At 59.3% G+C, this 22,865-nt stretch carries 21 protein-coding genes and 1 pseudogene; 9 read left to right on the top strand and 13 right to left on the bottom strand.

The window, feature by feature from the left end:
- Nucleotides 1–294: 294 nt before the first annotated feature.
- Nucleotides 295–1,416, top strand: a complete 1,122-nt coding sequence (locus AC1DXW_RS24135; protein ID WP_477752907.1) for a beta-ketoacyl-ACP synthase III — start codon at nt 295–297, stop codon at nt 1,414–1,416.
- A gap of 255 nt (nt 1,417–1,671) precedes the next feature.
- Here the strand turns inward: AC1DXW_RS24135 and AC1DXW_RS24130 are convergent, their stop codons facing one another.
- Nucleotides 1,672–3,003 carry a putative porin gene (locus tag AC1DXW_RS24130; RefSeq protein ID WP_477752908.1) on the bottom strand — a complete coding sequence of 444 codons (1,332 nt, stop codon included), beginning with the start codon at nt 3,001–3,003 and terminating at the stop codon, nt 1,672–1,674.
- 280 nt (nt 3,004–3,283) lie between these two features.
- Here AC1DXW_RS24130 and AC1DXW_RS24125 point away from each other — a divergent pair, with 280 nt between their 5' ends.
- A complete protein-coding gene (locus AC1DXW_RS24125; RefSeq protein ID WP_477752909.1) occupies nt 3,284–4,408 on the top strand; it encodes a GNAT family N-acetyltransferase in 1,125 nt (374 codons plus the stop codon).
- A gap of 11 nt (nt 4,409–4,419) precedes the next feature.
- Here the strand turns inward: AC1DXW_RS24125 and aqpZ are convergent, their stop codons facing one another.
- From aqpZ to AC1DXW_RS24100, 5 genes are all read right to left on the bottom strand, one after another.
- Nucleotides 4,420–5,118 carry an aquaporin Z gene (gene aqpZ, locus AC1DXW_RS24120; protein WP_477752910.1) on the bottom strand — a complete coding sequence of 233 codons (699 nt, stop codon included), beginning with the start codon at nt 5,116–5,118 and terminating at the stop codon, nt 4,420–4,422.
- Between the two features lie 298 nt (nt 5,119–5,416).
- Nucleotides 5,417–7,249 (bottom strand): ABC transporter ATP-binding protein, encoded by a 1,833-nt coding sequence (locus AC1DXW_RS24115; protein WP_477752911.1) that lies wholly within the window; start codon nt 7,247–7,249, stop codon nt 5,417–5,419.
- Between the two features lie 94 nt (nt 7,250–7,343).
- The gene (locus tag AC1DXW_RS24110; protein WP_477752912.1) at nt 7,344–7,901 is read right to left on the bottom strand and encodes a peptidylprolyl isomerase; all 558 of its coding nucleotides are present in this window, start codon (nt 7,899–7,901) and stop codon (nt 7,344–7,346) included.
- Between the two features lie 3 nt (nt 7,902–7,904).
- Nucleotides 7,905–8,708, bottom strand: a complete 804-nt coding sequence (locus tag AC1DXW_RS24105) for an alpha/beta fold hydrolase (RefSeq protein ID WP_477752913.1) — start codon at nt 8,706–8,708, stop codon at nt 7,905–7,907.
- A gap of 14 nt (nt 8,709–8,722) precedes the next feature.
- On the bottom strand, nt 8,723–9,646 hold the full coding sequence (locus tag AC1DXW_RS24100) for a PA3225 family LysR-type transcriptional regulator (protein ID WP_008018223.1): 924 nt from the start codon (nt 9,644–9,646) through the stop codon (nt 8,723–8,725).
- A 49-nt stretch (nt 9,647–9,695) separates the two neighbouring features.
- Here AC1DXW_RS24100 and AC1DXW_RS24095 point away from each other — a divergent pair, with 49 nt between their 5' ends.
- From AC1DXW_RS24095 to AC1DXW_RS24085, 3 genes are all read left to right on the top strand, one after another.
- Complete coding sequence (locus AC1DXW_RS24095) at nt 9,696–10,010, top strand: 3-phosphoglycerate kinase (RefSeq protein WP_477752914.1); 315 nt, start codon at nt 9,696–9,698, stop codon at nt 10,008–10,010.
- 232 nt (nt 10,011–10,242) lie between these two features.
- Entirely contained in the window at nt 10,243–10,842 is a 600-nt protein-coding gene (locus AC1DXW_RS24090) for an FMN-dependent NADH-azoreductase (RefSeq protein WP_108218553.1), read from the top strand.
- A 355-nt stretch (nt 10,843–11,197) separates the two neighbouring features.
- On the top strand, nt 11,198–12,064 hold the full coding sequence (locus AC1DXW_RS24085; RefSeq protein ID WP_477752915.1) for a carboxylate/amino acid/amine transporter: 867 nt from the start codon (nt 11,198–11,200) through the stop codon (nt 12,062–12,064).
- 135 nt (nt 12,065–12,199) lie between these two features.
- Here AC1DXW_RS24085 and AC1DXW_RS24080 read toward each other — a convergent pair whose 3' ends face one another.
- Nucleotides 12,200–13,087, bottom strand: coding sequence for a LysR family transcriptional regulator (locus AC1DXW_RS24080; RefSeq protein WP_108218555.1), 888 nt, complete (start codon nt 13,085–13,087; stop codon nt 12,200–12,202).
- A gap of 158 nt (nt 13,088–13,245) precedes the next feature.
- Here AC1DXW_RS24080 and AC1DXW_RS24075 point away from each other — a divergent pair, with 158 nt between their 5' ends.
- The gene (locus AC1DXW_RS24075) at nt 13,246–13,890 is read left to right on the top strand and encodes a hydrolase (protein WP_108218556.1); all 645 of its coding nucleotides are present in this window, start codon (nt 13,246–13,248) and stop codon (nt 13,888–13,890) included.
- A 125-nt stretch (nt 13,891–14,015) separates the two neighbouring features.
- Here the strand turns inward: AC1DXW_RS24075 and AC1DXW_RS24070 are convergent, their stop codons facing one another.
- Nucleotides 14,016–15,314: a mechanosensitive ion channel family protein gene (locus AC1DXW_RS24070; protein ID WP_477752916.1), complete on the bottom strand. Its 1,299-nt coding sequence runs from the start codon at nt 15,312–15,314 to the stop codon at nt 14,016–14,018.
- Nucleotides 15,315–15,506: 192 nt separating this feature from the next.
- Between AC1DXW_RS24070 and AC1DXW_RS24065 the strand changes: the two genes are divergently transcribed.
- A complete protein-coding gene (locus AC1DXW_RS24065; RefSeq protein WP_477760542.1) occupies nt 15,507–16,847 on the top strand; it encodes a DEAD/DEAH box helicase in 1,341 nt (446 codons plus the stop codon).
- Between the two features lie 186 nt (nt 16,848–17,033).
- On the opposite strand, the gene AC1DXW_RS24060 is transcribed toward AC1DXW_RS24065, so the two are convergent.
- From AC1DXW_RS24060 to AC1DXW_RS24045, 4 genes and pseudogenes are all read right to left on the bottom strand, one after another.
- Nucleotides 17,034–17,768 (bottom strand): DUF899 domain-containing protein, encoded by a 735-nt coding sequence (locus AC1DXW_RS24060; protein ID WP_477756415.1) that lies wholly within the window; start codon nt 17,766–17,768, stop codon nt 17,034–17,036.
- A gap of 155 nt (nt 17,769–17,923) precedes the next feature.
- On the bottom strand, nt 17,924–18,793 hold the full coding sequence (locus AC1DXW_RS24055) for a DUF6279 family lipoprotein (protein WP_477756414.1): 870 nt from the start codon (nt 18,791–18,793) through the stop codon (nt 17,924–17,926).
- A 77-nt stretch (nt 18,794–18,870) separates the two neighbouring features.
- A pseudogene (locus AC1DXW_RS24050) lies at nt 18,871–18,990 on the bottom strand (TorF family putative porin); the annotation flags it as partial.
- 107 nt (nt 18,991–19,097) lie between these two features.
- Entirely contained in the window at nt 19,098–19,286 is a 189-nt protein-coding gene (locus AC1DXW_RS24045; RefSeq protein WP_015096330.1) for a hypothetical protein, read from the bottom strand.
- A 351-nt stretch (nt 19,287–19,637) separates the two neighbouring features.
- On the opposite strand from AC1DXW_RS24045, the gene AC1DXW_RS24040 reads away from it, so the two are divergent.
- Complete coding sequence (locus AC1DXW_RS24040; protein ID WP_056721413.1) at nt 19,638–20,474, top strand: CvfB family protein; 837 nt, start codon at nt 19,638–19,640, stop codon at nt 20,472–20,474.
- 236 nt (nt 20,475–20,710) lie between these two features.
- Complete coding sequence (locus tag AC1DXW_RS24035) at nt 20,711–21,643, top strand: DMT family transporter (protein ID WP_477755391.1); 933 nt, start codon at nt 20,711–20,713, stop codon at nt 21,641–21,643.
- On the opposite strand, the gene AC1DXW_RS24030 is transcribed toward AC1DXW_RS24035, so the two are convergent.
- Nucleotides 21,588–22,769 carry an MFS transporter gene (locus AC1DXW_RS24030; protein ID WP_477755390.1) on the bottom strand — a complete coding sequence of 394 codons (1,182 nt, stop codon included), beginning with the start codon at nt 22,767–22,769 and terminating at the stop codon, nt 21,588–21,590. The genes AC1DXW_RS24035 and AC1DXW_RS24030 overlap by 56 nt on opposite strands.
- Nucleotides 22,770–22,865 lie beyond the last annotated feature (96 nt).

Genomic DNA, 22,865 nt, shown 5'->3' with positions numbered 1-22,865 from the left:
CTGACATGCAATATAGATGTTGAATGTGATGGCCCCATCGCGAGCAAGCTCGCTCCCACAGGTTGATGTAGTGTCTGTGGCAAACGGTCCATCCAGCAAAAAGGGGCCAAAACCCTGGGTTTATGGCAAACTTCGCGCCTATAAACGCCGGCCCCGCGGTTTTGAGCCTTCACGGTCTCGGGCAGGTCGGAATAAAGCGATGCCAGGTTTGCGTCCCCCGGATGGGAATAGATCCTTTGTGTATTGGTACGTCGGTACCAATGCTTTCTGCCTGAACAGATTAGAGACACGACCATGCATAACGTCGTCATCAGCGGCACCGGCCTTTACACCCCGGCCAACAGCATTTCCAACGAAGAGCTGGTGCAGTCTTTCAATACCTACGTCGCGCAATTCAACGCCGACAACGCCGATGCTATTGCACGCGGTGAAGTGGAGGCATTGACCGAATCCAGCGCAGCGTTCATCGAAAAAGCCTCCGGCATCAAGAGCCGCTTTGTCATGGACAAGGACGGCATCCTCGACCCGCAGCGCATGGCCCCGCGCCTGCCGGAACGTTCCAACGACGAATGGTCGGTGCTCTGCCAGATGGCCATCGGCGCGGCCGAACAAGCCTTGCAGCGTGCCGGCAAGACCGCAGCAGACATCGACGGCGTGATCGTCGCCTGCTCCAACCTGCAACGCGCTTACCCGGCCATTGCCATCGAAGTCCAGGAAGCGCTGGGCATCCAGGGTTTCGGTTTCGACATGAACGTGGCGTGTTCCTCGGCGACCTTCGGTATCCAGACCGCCGCCAACAGCGTGCAACTGGGCCAGGCCCGGGCAGTCCTGATGGTCAACCCGGAAGTCTGCACCGGCCACCTGAACTTCCGTGACCGTGACAGCCACTTCATCTTCGGCGATGCCGCCACCGCGGTGATCATCGAACGTGCCGACCTGGCGACGTCCAAGTACCAGTTCGACATCGTCAGCACCAAGCTGCTGACCAAGTTCTCCAACAACATCCGCAACAACTTCGGCTTCCTCAACCGCGCGGCAGAAGAGGGTATCGGCGCCAAGGACAAACTGTTCGTGCAGGAAGGCCGCAAGGTGTTCAAGGAAGTCTGCCCGCTGGTTGCCGAGCTGATCAGTGAGCATCTGCAGGAGAACCAGCTCAACGTCAGCGACGTGAAGCGCTTCTGGCTGCACCAGGCCAACCTCAGCATGAACCACCTGATCGTCAAGAAACTGCTGGGTCGCGACGCCACCGAACAGGAAGCGCCGGTGATTCTCGATACCTACGCCAACACCAGCTCCGCCGGTTCCGTGATTGCGTTCCACAAGAACCAGGACGATCTGGCCGCCGGTTCGCTGGCCGTGCTCAGCTCATTCGGCGCAGGTTATTCGATTGGTAGCGTGTTGCTGCGCAAGTTGTAGGATGTAGGAGCGAGCTTGCTCCGGGCGGCGTTCCGACGAAGAACTCAAAAACTCTGCGTTCATCCAGATTGCACGCGTTATCGTTGACGACCTTCGTCGGAACGCCGCCCGGAGCAAGCTCGCTCCTACAGGGAAGGGTTGGCAAAAACAAACAGCCCGGCGTTGATGTGTCGGAGGATGATGGGGACCGACACACCAACGCCAGGCTGTAAAAGGAGCCCGGGCTTCCTTGCCCGAGTCGTGTAGCGGGGTGAATCAGAACTTCGCTTCGGCATCCAGTTGCAGGGTGTTGATGTCCGAATCTTTCTTGTTGATGTTGGCGTTGGTCTGGTCCGAGGTCGCCATGAAGTAAGTCGCGCCCAGGGCGAAGTTCTTGTCCAGGTCGTAGCTCACTTTCAGCTTGCTGCCGCGCGAACCGGTGAAGCCGTTGGCGAAGTCGGAGTCGGTGAAGGCGCCCACCACAGCGTTACGCTGCACGTCGCGGTAGTTGTAGTCCAGGTTGAAGCCGTAGAGCTTGGACTTCACACCGGCCAGCCAGCCAGTGTCCTGGTCGTTGCTGGCATCGGTATTGTTGACGTACTGACCGTAGATCGACAGCGGAACTGGCAGGTTGCTGAAGTCCAGCTGACCAAAGCCTTCGTACAGTTTGAAGGTTTCGTTCGGGCTGTTGCCGTTGACGGCCAGGGCGCATGGCGTGGTAACAGTGCCGGAGGTAGGGCAGGCACTGCTACTGTCGTTGTCGTAGGAGTAGATACTGCCGCCCAAGGTCATTTTCATGCTGTCGGTGATGGCGAAGCGACCACCCAACTGGCCCGCGTACAGACGCAGGTCGTGCTTGAACTGCACGCCTTCGCCGTCGACGTTGTCCTTGAGGGTGTAGTGACCGGCGCTACCGAACAGCTCGGTGCTGCCGCTCAGCGGGTACTTGTAGGTGACTGCCAGACCTTCCGGGTTGATATCGCTATCCCAGATGATGTCGCCCATGCTCACCCATTGTTGCGGCATCTTGCCGCCAACCAGGTGCAGGTTCTTGATCGCGTCCGGGTGGTAGTCGATGTAACCCTGGTCCAGCCAGATCTGCTTCTTGTCGAAGTAGTTGTTCAGGTCCTGGTTGGTCGAGCGAGCGTCGTCGTTGCTGCCGGTGGCGATACGGATACCGGTGTCGACCTGCGGGTTGATTTCGCTGTAGGCACCCAGACGGGCACGAATGCGCTGACGGTCCTGGTCCTTGTTGTTTGGCACGCCATCGTTGTGCACGGTTTCTTCACGGAAGCGTACGTCACCCTTGAACTGGGTCTTGGCGGCCCATGCCAACTTCTGGTCAAAGGTGCTCAGTGCGTCGGTTTTCTTCGCGGTGGCCGCGATTTGCTCGTTAGTCTCTTGCTGAGCCTGACGGGCGATCTGCTGGTCTTTCTGATCCCTGGCCAGCTCGGCTTGCAGTTCGCTGTACTGCGCATTGGTGATCGAGCCGTTAGCCTTGAGCATGTCGAGCAGTTTGGCGTCGACTGCAGCACTGGCCGGAACGCTCATGGCCAGCAACAGGCCACCGCACAAGGCCGCCGCAGTTTTCGTGGAAGCAAGACGCATATCAATCTCCGAAGATGAGAGGGGATGACAGAGCCATCCGGGACACAACCGACCGTTAGGGGCGGAAAACACTGACCGGGTATAACCCGGCGCTCTAAAAACAGGCGCCAGTATCGCGATGGTTTATGACAGAGCAGCGGCACTGTGATGTCATGTCGATGACGATACAAAGTCGCCGTGAACTATTGAGTTAGAGCACTGTCGTCGGTTTGCTCGTGTGCAATGCGGAGCGATAGGCGATACTCGCGGGGCTTTCACGCCATGAAGAGTGAGGATGGTGATGCCGTTGCAACGCCTGCAAAAACTGTCAGAAATCGCCCCGCAGACCTGGGACGCACTGGTGCCCGAGACTCAGCCTTTTCTGCGTCACGCTTTTTTGAGCGCACTGGAAGACAGCGGCAGCATCGGACCCCATACCGGCTGGCAGCCTGAGCATTTGCTTCACGTTGAAGGTGAGCGCTTGATCGCCGCGCTACCCGGTTATCGCAAGTGGCATTCCTACGGCGAATACGTGTTCGATCACGCCTGGGCCGATGCCTGTGAACGTGCAGGCATCGACTACTACCCCAAGCTGTTGACCGCGGTGCCGTTCAGTCCGGTCACCGGGCCGCGGCTGTTGGCGGCCACGGTCGAAGACGGCTTCGAGTTATTGAAAAGCCTGCCGGGTTACCTTGAGCTTGAAGGGCTCTCCAGTGCCCACATCAATTTCACCGATCCGTTTACCGACGCGGCACTGAGTGAGCAGCCCGGCTGGCTGCAGCGCGTTGGCTGTCAATACCACTGGCAGAATCGCGGCTACCGGGATTTCCAGGACTTCCTCGATGTGCTGAGTTCGCGCAAGCGCAAACAGATGCGCAAGGAGCGCGAGCAGGTGGCCGGGCAGGGCTTCGAGTTTGAGTGGCTTGAAGGGCGGGAGCTGAGTCAGGCGCAATGGGATTTCGTCTATGCCTGCTACGCCAATACCTATGCGGTGCGCCGGCAAGCGCCGTATCTGACACGGGAGTTTTTCAGCCTGCTGGCCGAACGCATGCCGGAGTCGATTCGCGTGGTGCTGGCCAAGCAAGGTTCACGGCCGGTGGCGATGGCGTTCAGTCTGGTGGGGGGCGACAGCTTTTATGGCCGTTACTGGGGATGCCTGGCGGAGTTCGATCGCCTGCATTTCGAGACCTGTTTCTACCAGGGCATGGACTATGCCATCGCCAACGGTTTCCAGCGTTTTGATGCCGGGGCACAGGGTGAGCACAAACTGATTCGCGGATTCGAGCCAGTCATTACGCATTCCTGGCACTACTTGCGGCATCCGGGATTGAAAGCAGCGGTTAAAGACTTTCTGGAGCAGGAGCGGCTGGGAGTGTTGGCTTATGCTGAGGATGCGAAGTCAGCCTTGCCTTATCGACAAGGCTGATCTTCAGCGTTTCAGCTTTCTTCTTTGCCCAGCCAGCGATACAGCACGCCGCCGACCACGGCACCGAGTAGCGGTGCGACCCAGAACATCCACAGTTGTTGAATTGCCCAGCCGCCGACGATCAGCGCCGGGCCGGTGCTGCGCGCCGGGTTGACCGAGGTGTTGGTGACCGGGATCGAGATCAGGTGGATGAGCGTCAGCCCCAGGCCGATGGCAATCGGCGCCAGTCCTGCCGGTGCACGTTTGTCGGTGGCGCCGAGGATGATCAGGATGAACATTGCGGTCATCACCAGCTCACAGACAAAACCTGCGGCCATTGAATAGCCGCCAGGCGAGTGTTCTCCATAGCCGTTGGACGCCAGGCCCCCTGCCAGTTCGAAACCGGGTTTGCCGCTGGCAATGAAATACAGCAGGGCGGCTGCAATCACGCCGCCAATGACCTGGGCAACGATGTAGGCCGGCAATTCATTGGCTGGAAACCGCCCACCTACCACAAGGCCGAGGGACACCGCAGGATTGAGATGGCAGCCGGAAATATGGCCGATGGCGAAAGCCATGGTCAGCACTGTCAGGCCAAACGCGAAGGATACCCCGAGCAGACCGATCCCCACATCCGGAAAAGCCGCCGCCAACACCGCACTGCCGCAACCACCCAACACCAGCCAGAACGTACCTACCAACTCGGTAGCCGAACGTTTTAACAGAGACATAAGAGAGTGTCCTTTCGAGATTATGCTGCCTTTAGCATCCAGCCGATGGACTGCAGAACCACCTCCAGAACGTTGAAGTCAGTACAGCACGGTTTTTTCAGAATTCCAGCAGGCATAAAAAACCGCCAGGGCCCGTTGTTGGCGGGGCCTGGCGGTTATTTCGATCTTTCGGTATGACGCTTATCCCTGTGGGAGCGAGCTTGCTCGCGATGACGGAGTGTCAGTCGACAGCAATGGCGTCTGATTCACCGCAATCGCGAGCAAGCTCGCTCCCACAGGTTTTCGGCCACCGTAATACTCAATCGATCCCGACAAACCCACCGGTCTGGTGTTGCCATAACCGCGCATACAAACCGCCATGGGCGAGCAGCTCGGCATGGGTTCCGGTTTCGGCGATTTTGCCGTTTTCCAGCACCACCAGCCGGTCCATCCGGGCGATGGTCGAGAGCCGGTGAGCGATGGCGATCACGGTTTTGCCCTGCATCAGGGTTTCGAGGCTTTCCTGGATCGCCGCTTCGACTTCCGAATCCAGTGCCGAGGTGGCCTCGTCCATGATCAGGATCGGCGCGTCCTTGAGTAACACTCGGGCAATGGCGATGCGCTGGCGCTGGCCGCCGGAGAGTTTCACCCCGCGCTCACCGACGTGGGCATCGAAACCGGTGCGGCCTTCAGCGTCTGACAGCGACGGAATGAACCCGTCAGCCCGGGCCTTGTGCACCGCTTCCCAGAGTTGGGCGTCGGTGGCGTCGGGTTTGCCATACAGCAGGTTGTCGCGGATCGAACGGTGCAGCAGCGACGTGTCCTGGGTGATCATGCCGATGCGTTCGCGCAGGCTTTCCTGGCTGACGTCGGCGATGTTCTGGCCGTCGATCAGGATGCGTCCGCCTTCGACGTCGTACAGGCGCAGCAGCAGGTTCACCAGGGTCGATTTGCCGGCACCGGACGGGCCGATCAGGCCGATTTTTTCACCGGCCTTGATGGTCAGGTTGAGGTCACCGATGATCCCGCTCCGCTTGCCGTAGTGGAAGTCCACCTGTTCGAAGCGTACTTCGCCACGGGCCACCGCCAGGGGTTTGGCCTGGTCGCGGTCGGTAACGGAGACCGGTTGCGAAATGGTCTGCAGACCGTCCTGCACCATGCCGATGTTTTCGAAAATGCCGGTGACCACCCACATGATCCAGCCGGACATGTTGACGATGCGGATCACCAGGCCGGTGGCCAGGGCAATCGCGCCCACGCTGATCAGCGACTGCGTCCACAACCACAGGGCCAGGCCGGTGGTGCAGACGATCAGCAAGCCGTTCATGCTGGTGATGGCCACGTCCATGCTGGTGACCACGCGGCCGGCCAGTTGCGCCTTCTCGGTCTGTTCCTTGATGGCTTCGCGGGCGTATTGCTGTTCGAAGTTGGTGTGGGCGAACAGCTTCAGGGTGGTGATATTGGTGTAGCCGTCGACAATCCGCCCCATGAGTTTGGAGCGCGCATCGGACGCCACCACCGAGCGATCCTTGACCCGTGGCACGAAGTAACAGAGGGCGCCGATGAAGGCGAATATCCATGTCAACAGCGGGATTATCAGGCGCCAGTCGGCTTCGGCGAACAGCACCAGGGAGCTGATGGCGTAGATCAGCACATGCCACAGGGCATCCACGGCCTGGACGGCGGAATCACGCAGTGAGTTGCCGGTTTGCATGATGCGTTGGGCGATGCGCCCGGCGAAGTCGTTCTGGAAGAAATTCAGGCTCTGCTTGAGCACGTAGCTGTGGTTCTGCCAGCGGATCATGCTGGTCATGCTGGGGCTCAGGGTCTGGTGCACCAGCAGGTCATGCAGGCCGACAAAGATCGGGCGCAGCACCAGCGCAACCACCACCATCCAGGTCAGTTCGAGGGCATGATCCTGGAACAGACTGACGTTCGGCGTGCCTTGGGCCAGGTCGATGATGCGGCTCAGGTAGCTGAACAATGCCACTTCGATCAAGGCACCCATCAGGCCGACGATCAGCAGGGCGGCGAAGCTCGGCCAGACCTGCTTGAGGTAATAGGTATAAAAAGGGAAAACCCGGTCCGGCGGAGACGCCGTCGGTGCTTCACGGAAAACATCGATCAATTTTTCAAAACGGCGATAAAGCATGTTTTTTTCGCCCGCGAACGGGCTCTCCTTTTAACGGTTTGAGCGTTGCCGGCAAGCACCGGCAACGGCTCGGACATCCTTGTCCAGCTTAGTCTCAGTCGATGCGCTTGGCCGACTTGATGTACACCGGATCGGCTGGCACGTCCTTCATGCCGCCACGAACGGTGGTTGGCGAATTGACGATGATATCGACCACGTCCATGCCTTTGACCACTTTGCCGAACACCGCGTAGCCGTCGCCCTGGTCAAGGAAGTCGTTGTCCTTGACGTTGATGAAGAACTGGCTGGTGGCCGAGTCAGGCACCGAGGTACGGGCCATGGACAAGGTGCCACGCACGTTGACCAGGCCGTTCTTGTGCTCGTTCTTGATCGGCGCCTTGGTGTCTTTTTGCTGCATGGCTTGGGTGAAGCCGCCGCCCTGGACCATGAAACCCGGAATCACCCGGTGGAAAATCGTGTTGTTGTAGAAGCCGCTGTCGACGTACTCAAGAAAGTTCTTGGTACTGATCGGGGCCTTGACCGGGTCCAGTTCGATTTCGATCTGGCCATTGGTGGTGTCCAGCAGCACATGCGGTGCCTTTTCCGGCGTCGCGGCCATCAGGTTGGCGGCAAACAGGACGGAGCCTGCGGCGAGGGCGATTTTTTTCAGCATGGGTCAGTGATCCTGAGTGGTGGTGTCGACTGCGGTCAGAAATTCCAGCAGTGTCTGGTTGAAGTGTTCCGGCTGGTCCAGCGGCGTGGCGTGGCGGGAATCGGCGATCACCACCAGCCGCGCGTCGGGCAGCAGTTTTACGTAGTTTTCCTTCAGCGCCACCGGTGTGTAGTCACGGTCGGCGCTGACGATGAGGGTTGGACAGGTGACCTTCGAAAGTCGTTCCTGAACCCCCCAGCCGACAATGGCATTGAAGCTGGCGAGATAAGCATGTTTATCGTTTTTTGCCCAGCGTTCGGCCATCTTTTGTCGCAAGTCGGCCTGCTCGGGCTTCGGGAACAACTTGCCGCCCAGCGCCTTGCCGATGGCGCCCAGGCTAAGGGCGCGCATCAGGCTCCAGCGCTTGAACCACTGCCAGTAGTCATCGCGGCTGCGCAGTTTGACCTCGGGTGCGCTGTTGACGATGCACAGGCTCTTGAGCAGTTGCGGCTGATCCACGCCCAACTGGAAGCCGATCATGCCGCCCATCGACAGGCCGACATAATGTGCCGGGCCGAGATTGAGGTGTTCGATCAGTGCAATCAGGTCAGCGCTGAATCCGGCAATGCTGTAGCGCTCCCGGGGTTTGTCCGAACGGCCGTGACCGCGGACATCGGGGACGATCACCCGGTAGCGGGTGGCCAGTGCCGGGATCTGTTTTTCCCAGTCCAGCGTACTGGAGCCGAGACCGTGGACCAGCAGCAGCGGCGTACCGTGGCCATATTCCTCATAGTGCAGGTTGCAACCTTCGTGTTCGAAATAGGCCATGCATACACTCCGTGTCAGGCTTGTTCGGGGGCGGCGAACGGTGCGTCCAGTGGTGCGGTGTCAAACGTACGCAGCAGTTCGATGAGAATCTGCGTGGCCGGCCCGAGCGGTTTGTCCTTGTTCGAATACAGGTAAAAGCTCGGGTTACGGCTGCCGCCCTGATCCAACGGTAGCAGCTTGAGCGTACCTTCCTTGAGTTCCCGTTCGATCATGTGCCTGGGCAGCCAGGCAAACCCCAGGCCGCTGCTGACGAAGGTCGCAGCGGTGGCCAGGCTGCCAACGGTCCAGCGCTGTTCGGCACCGAGCCAGCCGACGTCTCGTGGTTGCTGGCGGCCCGAGTCGCGGATCACCACTTGCATCTGGCTTTCCAGGTCCTGGAAGCTCAGTTCGCGGTTGAGGCGGTGCAGGGGATGCTCCGGGTGGGCGACCGCCACGAACTCGACGTCGCTCAATTCCGCGCCCAGGTAACCGGGAATACTGAACCCGGTGATGGCCAGGTCAGCCACGCCTTCGAGCAGGACTTCCTCCACGCCCGACAGCACTTCCTCACGCAGGCGCACCCGGCAGCCACGGCTTTGCGGCATGAACGCGGTCAAGGCGCGGACGAGGCGGGCGCTTGGGTAAGCGGCATCGACCACCAGGCGCACTTCGGCTTCCCAGCCCTGCTCCATGTGATGGGCCAGGTCTTCCAGCTGACTGGCCTGTTTCACCAGTTGCCGGGAACGGCGTAATAGCACGCCGCCGGCTTCGGTCAGCACGGCTTTGCGTCCGTCGATGCGCAGCAACGGCACACCGAGTTGATCCTGCATGCGGGCCACGGTGTAGCTGACTGACGATTGCGAGCGATGCAGCGCCTCGGCGGCCTGGGCGAAACCACCGTGATCGACCACGGCTTGTAGCGTTCGCCATTGATCAAGGGTCACGCGGGGCGCTTTCATGTTGAGCTCCTCTTGTCCTAAGCTGGCAGCCCTTACTGGAGGCTGCTGAATGAAAAAAATCTGTTGTGTGATGCTGGCGCTGCTGCCGCTGACGGCGATGGCTTACCCGATCGACGTGAAGAAAGAACTCAACGGCATGAAGATCGATTACCAGACCTACGACACGGATAGCGACATCGGCTCCATTCAGGTGGCCAACTACGGCGACGTCGATGCCAGCTGCAAGGCCGTTTTCATCAATGGCCCGGAAGCACCGCGTACCCGCAAGATCGACGTACCGGCCGGCAAGCACAAAAATGCCACCGTCAAATTCACCCGTAGCATCATCAAGCTGCGCATCGAACTGTCCTGCACCCCGAAATGACGCCTGGCTCTTCTGCAGGAGCGAGCTTGCTCGCGATGCGGTGGGTCAATCGACACCACTGTGTCTGATACACCCTCGCGAGCAAGCTCGCTCCTACAGAGGCAGGGTATGCTGTGCTTATAAACGAATTTATCGATGGGTTATAGCAGTTATTTGCGCTTTTTCATCGATATGACTCTGTTTAACCTTCACTCCATCGACCTACAGCATTCTCAGATGGAGGCTACATCCCATGTCCCGCGTTCTGATCATCGAAAGCAGTGCCCGTCAGCAAGACTCGGTTTCCCGTCAACTGACCCAGACCTTCATCAGCCAGTGGAAAGCCGCTCACCCGAATGACCAGATCACTATCCGGGACCTGGCCGTCAAGCCGGTGCCGCACCTGGACATCAACCTGCTGGGTGGCTGGATGAAACCCGCCGAGCAGCGCAGCGACATCGAACAGGCGTCCCTGGAACGCTCCAACCAGTTGACCGACGAATTGCTCGCCGCCGATGTACTGGTGATGGCCGCGCCGATGTACAACTTCGCCATCCCCAGCACCCTGAAAGCCTGGCTTGACCATGTGCTGCGGGCCGGAGTGACCTTCAAGTACACCGAAACCGGTCCGCAAGGCTTGCTCAGCGGCAAGCGTGCCTACGTGCTGACGGCTCGTGGCGGGATCTACGCCGGCAGCACCGCCGATCACCAGGAACCGTACCTGCGTCAGGTCATGGGCTTCATCGGTATCCACGACGTGACATTCATCCACGCCGAAGGCATGAACCTGGGCGGTGACTTCCAGGAGAAAGGCTTGAACCAGGCGAACGCCAAGCTTTCGCAAGTGGCCTGATACGTTAATCGCCAGATAATCGCTGGATGGTCTAGTGACCTGGCGCAACCCTTCAAGCCTGTACGCGCATCGAACCTCCCTTCGCACTTGTTGCTCCTGAGTGCTCTGGCCCGATTGAACGCTTTAGCGAGATCGGGCTTTTTTTTGTCTGTGATCTGACGAACACCTACAAAACCCCTGTAGGAGTGAGCCTGCTCGCGATGACTGAGTGTCAGTCGACAATGATGTTGACTGATCCACCGCTATCGCGAGCAGGCTCGCTCCTACAGGGACTTGCGTGTTTTCCGACAGCTTTCGGGGATCGCGATTCAAGGCAAAAACCGCTATCGTCGCCGCCATTCGAAATGAGGCGAGCATGGGCTATCTACTTTTTGTCACGCTGATCCAGGCGTTTTCCTTCAGTTTGATCGGCGAATACCTGGCCGGTCATGTCGACAGTTACTTTGCCGTGCTGGTACGCGTACTGCTGGCAGGGCTGGTGTTCATCCCGCTGACCCGCTGGCGCTCGGTGGAGCCGGCATTCATGCGCGGCATGCTGCTGATCGGCGCGTTGCAGTTTGGCGTGACCTACGTCTGCCTGTACCTGAGCTTTCGTGTACTGACGGTGCCGGAAGTGTTGTTGTTCACCATCCTCACGCCGCTGCACGTGACCCTGATCGAAGATGCGCTCAACCGTCGCTTCAATCCCTGGGCCCTGGTCGCGGCGCTGGTGGCGGTGGCGGGGGCGGCGGTGATTCGCCTTGACCGGATCAGTCCGGACTTCCTCATGGGTTTCCTGTTGCTGCAATTGGCCAACTTCACCTTCGCTGCCGGGCAGGTGCTCTACAAACACCTGGTCGCGCGCCACCCAAGCGATCTGCCGCATTACCGTCGCTTCGGCTACTTCTACCTCGGCGCGCTGGCGGTGGTGTTGCCGGCGTTTCTACTATTCGGCAAACAGAACTTCCTGCCCGAAGCGCCGCTGCAATGGGGCGTGCTGCTGTTCCTCGGCCTGGTCTCGACCGCTTTGGGGCTGTACTGGTGGAACAAGGGCGCGTGCCTGGTCAACGGCGGGACGCTGGCGGTGATGAACAACCTGCATGTGCCGGTGGGACTGCTGATCAACCTGCTGATATGGAACCAGCATGAAGAACTGGGGCGGTTGTTGCTCGGCGGTTCGGTGATTTTGCTGGCGGTGTGGATCAGTCGGTTGGGTATACGCAAACCTCTGGCCGTCCACTGAACCCTGGATAACCCGATATCCCTGTAGGAGCGAGCCTGCTCGCGATTGCGGTGGATCAGGCAACATCATCGTCGACTGACACTCCGCCATCGCGAGCAGGCTCGCTCCTACAATGAATTGTATGATTTCGAAAAATCACTTCGGCGCCAGTTGCCCCACCAGAAACTCGATAAACGCCCGGGTCTTCTGCGGCACCCGCCGCGCCGACGAATACACCGCGTTGATGGTGATCGCCGGAGCCTGCCATTCGCACAGCACCGGCACCAGCCGCCCGGCCGCCAGCGCATCTTCGACGATGAAGTCGGGCAGCAGGGCGATGCCCATGCCGGCTTCGGCGGCCTGGGCGAGCAGGTCGCCGTTGTTGGCGTGCAGTGGGCCGGTGACGTTCACCCGTTGGGTTTCCTTGCCATTGCACAGTTGCAGGCTGACACCGCTCTGCAGATACCCGTAGTTCAGGCATTGATGGGCGCGCAGATCCTGCGGAGTCTGCGGAACGCCGGCGCGTTCGAGATAAGCCGGGGACGCCACCATGATGCGCGGTGCGGGCGCCAGCTGCCGGGCGATCATCGTCGAGTCGGGCATGCTGGCGATGCGGATGGTTACGTCAAAGCCGCCCCGCACCGGATCGACCTGCTGGTCGCTGAGCACCAGTTGCAACTCGATGTTCGGGTGCTGTTCATGAAACAGCGGAATCAATGGCCCCAGCCGCCGAAGACCGAACGACATCGGCGCATTGACCCGCAACACACCGCGTAACTCGCCGATGCCGTCACGGGCGCGTTGCTCGGCCTCGTCCAGTGCCGCCAGCACCTCCCGTGCTGCGTCGAAATACTCGGCTCCGGCCTCGGTCAGGTGCAGGCTGCGGGTGGTGCGTTGCAGCAATTGCACGCCGATGGCTTCTTCCAGTGCCTGAATCTGTTTGCTGACTTTCGAGCGCGGCACGTCCATGGCCCGGGCGGCTGCGGCGAAGCCGTTCTCGCCGACCGTGACGACGAAGGCGCGCATGCATTCGATGCGATCCATATTGTCCCTATTTTAGAATCAATGATTCTCTATTTTAGGTAATTGTCCCTTTTATCGCTAGCCCCTAAAGTGACATCCAAGCCGACAACAACGCTGCTGAAGGCAAGGTCGACTAACCCCTTACCCATTCGAAGTATCGACATCAAAAGGAACGCGCCATGTCTATTCGTGAACTGCTCAACCCAACCAACTCCGCCCTGATCCTGATCGACCACCAGCCGCAAATGGCTTTCGGCGTGCAGTCCATTGATCGCCAGACCCTGAAGAACAACACCGTGGGCCTGGCCAAGGCAGCGAAGATCTTCAACGTGCCGACCATCTACACCTCGGTCGAAACCGAAAGCTTCAGCGGTTACATCTGGCCTGAATTGCTGGCAGTGCACCCGGAGCAAAAGCCGATCGAGCGCACCTCGATGAACTCCTGGGAAGACAAGGCACTGGTAGACGCGGTGAAAGCCACCGGTCGCAAGAAGCTGATCATTGCCGCGCTGTGGACTGAGGTCTGCCTGACTTTCCCGGCACTGGAGGCCCTGGCTGAAGGCTACGAGGTGTACATCGTCACCGACGCCTCCGGTGGCACCAGCAAGGAAGCCCACGACATGTCGGTGCAACGGATGATTCAGGCCGGCGCGGTACCGGTGACCTGGCAACAAGTGTTGCTCGAATACCAGCGTGACTGGGCGCACAAGGATACTTACGAAGCGGTGATGGAACTGGTGCTGGAACACAGCGGCGCGTACGGCATGGGCGTGGATTACGCCTACACCATGGTGCACAAGGCACCGCAGCGGCAGGTGAAGTAACCGAGAAAATTATCGCGACACCTGTGGGAGCGAGCCTGCTCGCGATGGGGGAGGGTCAATCGACAACATTGTTGAATGACCCAGCGCCATCGCGAGCAGGCTCGCTCCCACAGTTTTTTTGGGTGTTACACCCTGCGTTTTTCCGCTTCGGGAATATGGCTCACGCCCAGCACCGCCGGCAATATCCCCGCACGCAAATCCGTTCCGCTCGGCTGCTGATACAGGCTCAAGCCAAACTCCGGCAGCACCGCCAGCAGGTAGTCGAAAATATCCCCCTGGATCCGCTCGTAATCAGCCCACGCCGTGGTGCGGGTAAAACAGTAGATTTCCAGCGGAATACCCTGGGCCGTTGTCTGCATCTGACGCACCATGCAGGTCATGTTCGGCTGGATCTCCGGGTGACTCTTCAGGTAGGCCAGTGCATAGGCGCGCAAAGTGCCGATGTTGGTCATCCGCCGACGGTTGGCCGACATGGCCGCGACGTTGCCCTGAGCTTCGTTCCAGGCCTTGAGTTCGGCCTGTTTGCGGGTCATGTAGTCAGTGAGCAAGTGCACCTGGGACAGCTTCTGCTCTTCGTCGTCACGCAGAAAGCGTACGCCGCTGGCGTCGATGAACAGACTGCGTTTGATCCGGCGCCCACCGGAAGCCTGCATGCCGCGCCAGTTCTTGAACGACTCGGACATCAGGCGCCAGGTCGGGATCGAGACGATGGTCTTGTCGAAGTTCTGCACCTTGACCGTGTGCAGGGTGATGTCCACCACATCGCCGTCGGCACCCACCTGTGGCATCTCGATCCAGTCGCCGACCCGCAGCATGTCGTTGCTGGTCAACTGCACGCTGGCGACGAACGACAGCAGGGTGTCCTTGTATACCAACAGAATCACCGCCGACATGGCACCCAGACCCGACAGCAACAACAGCGGCGAGCGGTCGATCAGCGTGGCGACGATGACGATCGCGCCAAACACGTACAACACCATTTTCGCCAGTTGCACATAGCCTTTGATCGAGCGGGTGCGGGCGTGCTCGGTGCGGGCGTAGATGTCCAGCAGGGCATTGAGCAGGGCGCTGACCGACAGCAGCAGAAACAGCAAGGTGAAGGACAGCGCGACGTTACCGAGGAAATTCAGACTGGTCTTGCTCAGGTCCGGCACCAGATTGAGACCGAACTGGATCACCAGCGAAGGCGTGATCTGCGCCAGGCGATGGAACACCTTGTTCTGCAGGAAATCATTGACCCAGTGCAAGGCCGGCTGGCGGCCAAGCATTTTTGCCGCGTGCAGAATGAGGTAACGCGCCACCCGTCCGAGGAACAGCGCAATTGCCAGCARCAACAACAGCGACAGGCTGGAGTGCACGAGCGGGTGCTGGTCGAGGGCACCCCAAAGGTCCAGGACGTTGGTCCAGAGCTGTTTGATATCCATGGTCGAAAACGATTCTTCTGTAAGGCGCGAGAGGGGATTAGAGCATTTAAGGCGCTTTGTATTACGTTTCGGGAAAAATCAGGCAACAAAAAACCAACTGTTTACCGCCATTTGTATAAAGAAACTCGGCCTGAGCGCTCGAAACCGTTACCCTATGCAGCTGTTTTTTTGCATTTCTTCGAGGTAGCACCCGTGTTTTCCCAATTCGCCCTGCACGAACGCCTGCTCAAAGCCGTGGCCGAGCTGAAATTTGTCGAGCCAACGCCTGTGCAAGCCGCGGCCATCCCGCTGGCGCTCCAGGGGCGTGACCTGCGGGTGACGGCGCAAACCGGTAGCGGCAAAACCGCTGCATTCGTTTTGCCGATCCTCAACCGTCTGATCGGCCCGGCGAAAATCCGCGTCAGCATCAAGACCCTGATCCTGCTGCCGACCCGCGAACTGGCCCAGCAGACCCTGAAAGAAGTTGAACGCTTCTCGCAGTTCACCTTCATCAAGTCCGGACTGATCACCGGCGGCGAAGACTTCAAGGTCCAGGCCGCGATGCTGCGCAAGGTGCCGGACATCCTGATCGGTACGCCGGGCCGGATGATCGAGCAACTGAACGCCGGCAACCTCGACTTGAAGGAAGTTGAAGTACTGGTGCTCGACGAAGCCGACCGCATGCTCGACATGGGCTTCGCCGAAGACGTGCAGCGTCTGGTGGACGAGTGCACCAACCGTCAGCAGACCATGCTGTTCTCCGCTACGACCGGTGGTTCGGGTCTGCGCGAGATGATCGCCAAGGTCCTGAACAACCCTGAGCACTTGCAACTCAACGCGGTCAGCCAGCTGAACGACACCACCCGCCAGCAAATCATTACCGCTGACCACAATCAGCACAAAGAACAGATCGTCAACTGGCTGCTGGCCAACGAGACCTACCAGAAGGCCATCGTCTTCACCAACACCCGGGCCATGGCCGACCGCATCTACGGTCGCCTGGTGGCGCAGGAATACAAAGCGTTCGTGCTGCACGGCGAGAAAGACCAGAAGGATCGCAAACTGGCGATCGACCGCCTGAAGCAGGGCGGCGTGAAAATCCTCGTGGCCACCGACGTCGCCGCTCGTGGCCTGGATGTCGACGGCCTGGACCTGGTGATCAACTTTGACATGCCGCGCAGTGGCGACGAATACGTGCACCGCATCGGTCGTACCGGCCGCGCCGGCAACGATGGCCTGGCCATTTCGCTGATCTGCCACGGCGACTGGAACCTGATGTCGAGCATCGAGCGCTACCTCAAGCAGAGCTTCGAGCGTCGTACGATCAAGGAAGTCAAAGGCACCTACGGCGGACCGAAAAAGGTCAAGGCCTCGGGCAAAGCCGTCGGCGTGAAGAAGAAAAAGACCGACGCCAAGGGCGAGAAAAAGAAAACCGCCGCCAAGACTCCGACCAAGCGCAAGAGCGCCAACCGGCCGAAGAGCGACTCGCTGGTCAGCAAGGACGGCATGGCCCCGCTCAAGCGCCGCAAGCCGGAAGCGCCGGCGGCTGAGTAAGTCGTTGTAGACGACCCAGGAAAAACCCGGACAGTGTCCGGGTTTTTTATGCCTGGCGTTTATCAGACTTCGGCTTTCTTCTCGGCGGATTCCAACTCCTTCAAGTGCTGATCGATCAACTGACACTTACCCGGCAGGCCCAGGCGGGCAGGGCACAAGCGAAGGCTGCGACTCGGTGTACGTTGGCTAACCCCCATGGCAGCAACTGGGGTTCGCCTGTTCTTCGTACCGGTCATGATGCCGCACCCACTCCATGATCTCCTCTTCGTTGCGGCCCTTAGGCGTCAGGTCGAGGTAGTTGTAGGCGCCGACCAGCATGTCCAGGCCCCGGGCATAGGTGGAGTAGGTATGGAAAATTTCCCCGGCGTCATTACGATAAAACACGCTGAGGCCGGGGAGTTCTTCCTCGGATCCGTCGGTTTTTTCGTAGTTGTACGTAGCCGTTCCGGCGGCGACGTCTTCGGCTCGGGCACTGACGTCGAAGTCGTAGTTGAAATCAGAACCTGCTGACGACACCCAGTCGAACTTCCAGCCCATGCGCCGCTTGAACGCCTGGTATTCAGCGAACGGTGCGTGGGAAACCGCCACTACCGCAATGTCGTGGTGGGCCAGGTGCTGGTTGGCGCCGTCGATGTGATCGGAGAGGAACGAGCAGCCAGAGCAGCCTTCGTCCCAGCCTTTGCCAAACATGAAGTGGTAGATGACCAATTGACTGCGTCCGCCAAACAAGTCCGCCAGTTTCAGTTCGCCATTGGGTCCCTGGAAGCGGTAGTCCTTGTCGATTTTCACCCAGGGCAGGGCGCGGCGTTCGGCGCTGAGTCTGTCCCTTTCCTTGGTAAAGGCTTTTTCGTGGGCAAGGTGCTGTTTGCGTGCGACGAGCCATTCTTCCCGCGACACGACGGGATGATTCTGAATGTTCATGATGTTTTCTCCTGCGTGGGGCGGGGAGGTGATTTACACAGCCTAGTCGTTTGGCTTGCGTGGAATTCGACATACCGCCGGTCAGTCGTCAGCAGAAGCCCGGCTGAAGGCTTCACCTCAGCCATAGAATCTCCCACAGGGGCATTGTGTGGGGATTAACTTTGTTTCGCCGTTTTCAAACACTTCAAGTCGCTGAAATCCTTCCTCACCCGCTCGATTTTCTTCAGCAAGCGCTCACGCTGGTCCGGCGTGCTTTCAGCCATCAGATCCACGAACAGCGAGCGCGCCTGGGCTTCGGTGTTGGCGAAGGCCTGACGATAGGCAGGCGTCCACAAACTCTCGCGATTGACCAGAAGTGTCTCGATCCGTTGTGGGAATTGTGGACTCTGGCGTTGCGCAACAACTGCGCTGAACTGCTTCTGCCAATGGATACGGTTGGCAATCCACTGGGTGTTCTGGTCGCCCAAGGCGTTGGACCAGGTGGCGACTCGCTGTTGCTGAGAAATGTTCAAAGGCCCGAGCCAGTCGTTCAGGCGCTTTTCCATGCGTTCGCCACGCTCCTTGATCTGCCGGGAGAGGGAGGGCTTGAGGTATTCCTCCTGGCGTTTGCGCTGGTCCTTGACGAAGGCATCGTTCATTTCGGTAACTTGCTTGTCATCCAGCCCTTGCAGCAACTCGACGGCCGACGGGGTGATTTCCCGGGCGGTCTCGGCAATCGCCTCTTCGGCTTCGTGGGTGCGGGCCTGCAAGGCGGCATCGGTGACCTGGTTGGTGGCGATCATGGTTTGCAGGCGGTCCAGCCAGTCGAGGTAGCCGGGCAATTGGGTGGTGCAGTGCCAACTCAGGTGTTCCTTCAGGCGTTCGTTCAGCCAGCTTTTTTGCTCGCCGTTCATGTCCAGGTAGTCGCTGAGCGTCCACGGAATGATCACGTCGAGGTTGCGGTAGGCCAGGCCCACGCGGCTGCACGCGCCGAGGGCGAGAGCGATGGTCAGTACTACGGCTATGTGATTGAACCAGCGGGACATGGGCGAATCCTTGCGAAAGCCAGCCTTCGGGGGCTGATTCTCATGTGAGCCCAGATTGAGCCCGGCAGTTCAGTCGATCAATAGAACGCGCGTTGGGTCTTGAGGGTGACCAGCCCGTTACACAGGCTGTTGTGCCCGACATAGGTCGAGCAACTGCTGCCGCGCAGGGTGGTATCGCTGTAGATCAGCTCGAGGTCGATGATTTTCACAGGATTTGATTTGGAGTGTCGCAGGGGAGAAGCGAGGGTTCCAGTCCAAGCGCTTCGAAGCTCAAAGCGCTTTGGGACCAGGTGACGCGAGGGAATTACTTTTTGCCCAGGGTGATCTGCTTGGACGGGCCGAACGTCTGGCCGCTGACGCCTTTGGCAATTTGCTGGATTTCACCGCCGGACTTGAGGAACGCAGCGATCTGGCTGTTGATCGATTCGCTGGTTTCGACGGCTGGAGCTGGCTTTGCTTTGCTGGTGGATGCTTTTACACGCATGGCGGCCATTAACCTGTAGAAAATTAACTTGGCCAGGCATCGTACAGGAATAACCTGATAATTGCTTGGCAAATATCCCCTCGGCATATTCGTGAGGTCGGGGTAAACAGGCATCGGCCAGTATTCGAAATAGGTGTCTAAGCCGCTGTTTTAACTAAGAACATTGCCTGGAAAAATACCGCGTTACGCTGGCCTGAGCATGGCGTAAATACCCGGATCGGTCTGACGAGCGGCCAGGTGCTCGATGCAAACCCCGGAAAATCAAGGCCTTCAGAGGAATTTCTCGTACCACCGGGCCGGGTGCCGAACGCGGCGCCTAAAACCGGGTAGAATGCCGCCCACGCAATGAGGGTATTGGACATGGCTTTAGTCGGGCGTTACAACAGTTTGCAAGTGGTTAAACACACTAACTTCGGTTTATATCTGGACGGTGGCGCGGATGGCGAAATCCTTCTGCCTAATCGTTATATTCCAAAAGATATTCCTACCGAAGATGAAGACTGGCTCAACGTTTTTATTTATCTGGACAGCGATGACAAACTCATCGCAACTACTGAAAAACCGAAAGTTCAAGTCGGTGAATTCGCCAGTTTGAAAGTTGTTGAAGTCAACAGCATCGGCGTATTCCTGGACTGGGGTTTGCCGAAAGACCTGTTGCTGCCGTTCTCCGAAGAGAAGCGTCAGATGACGGCGGGTGAGTATGTGGTGGTGCACGTCTACCTCGACAAACACACCCGTCGCATCACCGCGACCGCGCGTCTGGACCGCTACCTGGACAAGACCCCGGCCAACTACACCGCGGGCCAGGAAGTGGATCTGCTGGTGGCCGAAGCCACGGACATGGGCTTCAAGGCCATCATCAACAACAAGCACTGGGGCCTGATCCACAAGAATGAAATCTTCAAGTTCATGCGCGCCGGTAAAGAAGAAAAGGGTTTCATCAAGGAAGTTCGCGCCGACGGCAAGATCAGCCTGAGCCTGCAACCGGTCGGCCAGGAAGCGGCCACCAGCCTGAACTCGAAGATCCTCGCCAAGTTGCGCGAAAACAACGGCAGCCTGGCGGTCAGCGACAAGAGCGATCCGGCGTTGATCAGCAGCCTGTTTGGTGTCAGCAAGGGCAACTTCAAGAAGGCCATTGGTGCATTGTACAAGAATGGCCAGATTGTCATTCATGCCGATCGTATCGAGCTCAGTTGACCCCACTCTGACGTGTAGGAGCTGCCGAAGGCTCGGTCCGCGCTCGGGCGATCTTTTGATCTTTAAAAATCAAGATCGCAGCCTTTGGCAGCTCCTACAGGGGCATTTTCTGGCCTACTGGTTAATAATCGACAACATGATTCATCGCCCTGGTGATTTCTTTTCAACGAGAAGGCCGGGGTTTTGCTTTTTTTCTGCCGAGTCTTTGCCATGGATTGTGTCTTCGAGGTGTTCCGGTGAGTGCCACCCGGCGCAGCGCCGACGGGTTTGCCCTGCAAGTGATGGTCGGGTTGTGCCTGGTCTGGGGCGTGCAGCAGGTGATGATCAAGTGGGCGGCGGCCGATATTGCGCCGGTGATGCAGGCGGCTGGACGTTCCGGCATGTCGGCGTTGCTGGTCGGGCTGCTGATCTGCTGGAAGGGCGGCTGGAACCAGGTGGGGACGACCTGGCGCGGCGGTCTGTTGGCCGGTGCCTTGTTCGGCCTGGAGTTCTTCTTCATTTCCGAAGGCCTGCAACTGACCACGGCGGCGCACATGTCGGTGTTTCTCTACACCGCGCCGATCTTCACTGCATTGGGTGTGCACTGGTTGTTGCCCAGTGAGCGTTTGCGGCCCTTGCAATGGCTGGGGATTGTCCTGGCCTTTATCGGGATTGCCATCGCGTTTGCCGGCGGGGTGTCCTGGGACAACCTTGATTACCGCATGTTGATGGGCGATGCCTTGGGTGTGCTGGCGGGTGCTGCCTGGGGCGCGACCACGGTAGTGGTGCGCGCCTCGCGCCTGTCGGAAGCGCCGGTGACCCTGACGCTGTTCTATCAGTTGATTGTCGGTTTCTTCGGATTGTTGTTGATTGCGCTGCTCAGCGGCCAGGTCACCCATGTCAGCCTGACCACCGTGGCGGTCGCCAGTGTGCTGTTTCAGGGCGTGATCGTGTCGTTCTTCAGTTACCTGATCTGGTTCTGGCTGCTGCGCCGGTACCTGGCGGCGAACCTCGCGGTGTTTTCGTTCATGACGCCGTTGTTCGGCGTCACGTTCGGTGTGGTGCTGCTGGGCGAGGCGCTGAGCCTGAACTTCGTCATCGGTGCCGTGCTGGTGTTGGCGGGCATCACCTTTGTCAGTGCTGAACAGTGGCTGCGCCGTCGTTTGCGCAAAGCCCTCGGTCAGCACTGACCGGCGCGAGCAACAGACCGCCGGCGAGCAACAGACCGCAGCCGGCGACCACCAGTGCCGGCTGCAAACCGCCACTGAAATGACTGCTCAGCGCCGCCAGCAATGGCCCGCTCAGTTGGCCCACGGCGAAGCAGGCCGTCAGCAGGCCGGCATTGCGCTGGGTAGCGTGGGGCGCCAGTTCCCGGGAACGCTGCATCACCAGTTGCATGCAAGCCAGGAATGGCGTGCCGCACAGGATCACACCCAACGCCAGACCTGGCCCGTTGCCCAGCAGGCAGGCGAACACGCCGGCGGCTTGCAGCCATAACGTCGCCATCAACCAGTGACGCGTTGCTCCCGGCCTTTGGCGACGCAGACTCACCAGCACCACACCCGTGGCAGCCGCCAAGCCAAAGCACGGCCAGAACAGGTCGGCCTGCCATTGGCCATGGAATTGCGCGTTGGCCATCTGCGACAGAAAGGTCGCCGGGATGATGTAGCCCAATCCGTACAAGCCATAGATCCAGCCCAGACGACCGATGCCTTGGGTGTGCGATGCGTTGGCGCTGGGCGCAGCAGTCGCGGTTGTGTCCGGTTGTGGCAGGAATGGCAGGATCCCCAGCAGCATCGCCAGCCCTGTGGCGGCGTACACCAGCCACAAGGTGGCGGAAGTCTGGCCCAGCAGGTTCGAGCCCAGGGCCAACAAACCTGTCAGAAAAATCCCCAAACCCGGTCCGGCGAAGACCAGGGCGCCTGATCGTGGGCGACCGGCCGCTGCCGCGAGCGGCTGGCTCAGGGCGGTGATCATCACCAGCACCCAGGCGCTGGCCACACCGGTGCCGAAGCGCAGCAGCAGGTGCGACCAGAAACCATTGGCCCAGAACGACGCCAGGGTCAGCAGTACGCAGAGCCACAACCCGCCCAGCAAGCGCCGGCGCACTTGCGCGGGACGCCGGGAGAACATGGCGTCCACCGCGCCGATGAAATAACCGAGGTAATTGGCGGCGGCAATCAGTCCGGCGGCGGTCAGGTCGATCTGACCTTCGCTGAGCAGGTGCGGCAGTTGCGGTGTCAGGGCAAAACGGCCGATGCCCATGGCCATCATCAGGGCAACGAAACTGGCGGATAAGCGAATCAAGGGAGACATGGTCTGGATTCCGTTCAGAGGATCGATGACCGTCAGGCTAGGATTGATTGACTTTCTTTAAAAATGAATAATAGTGAGTAACTTGTTCTTTTTTGG

The organism is Pseudomonas sp. P4_C4 (assembly GCF_056402055.1).
The sequence above is the reverse complement of the archived record's forward strand: the minus strand, read 5'-3'. Positions and strand labels throughout refer to the sequence as shown.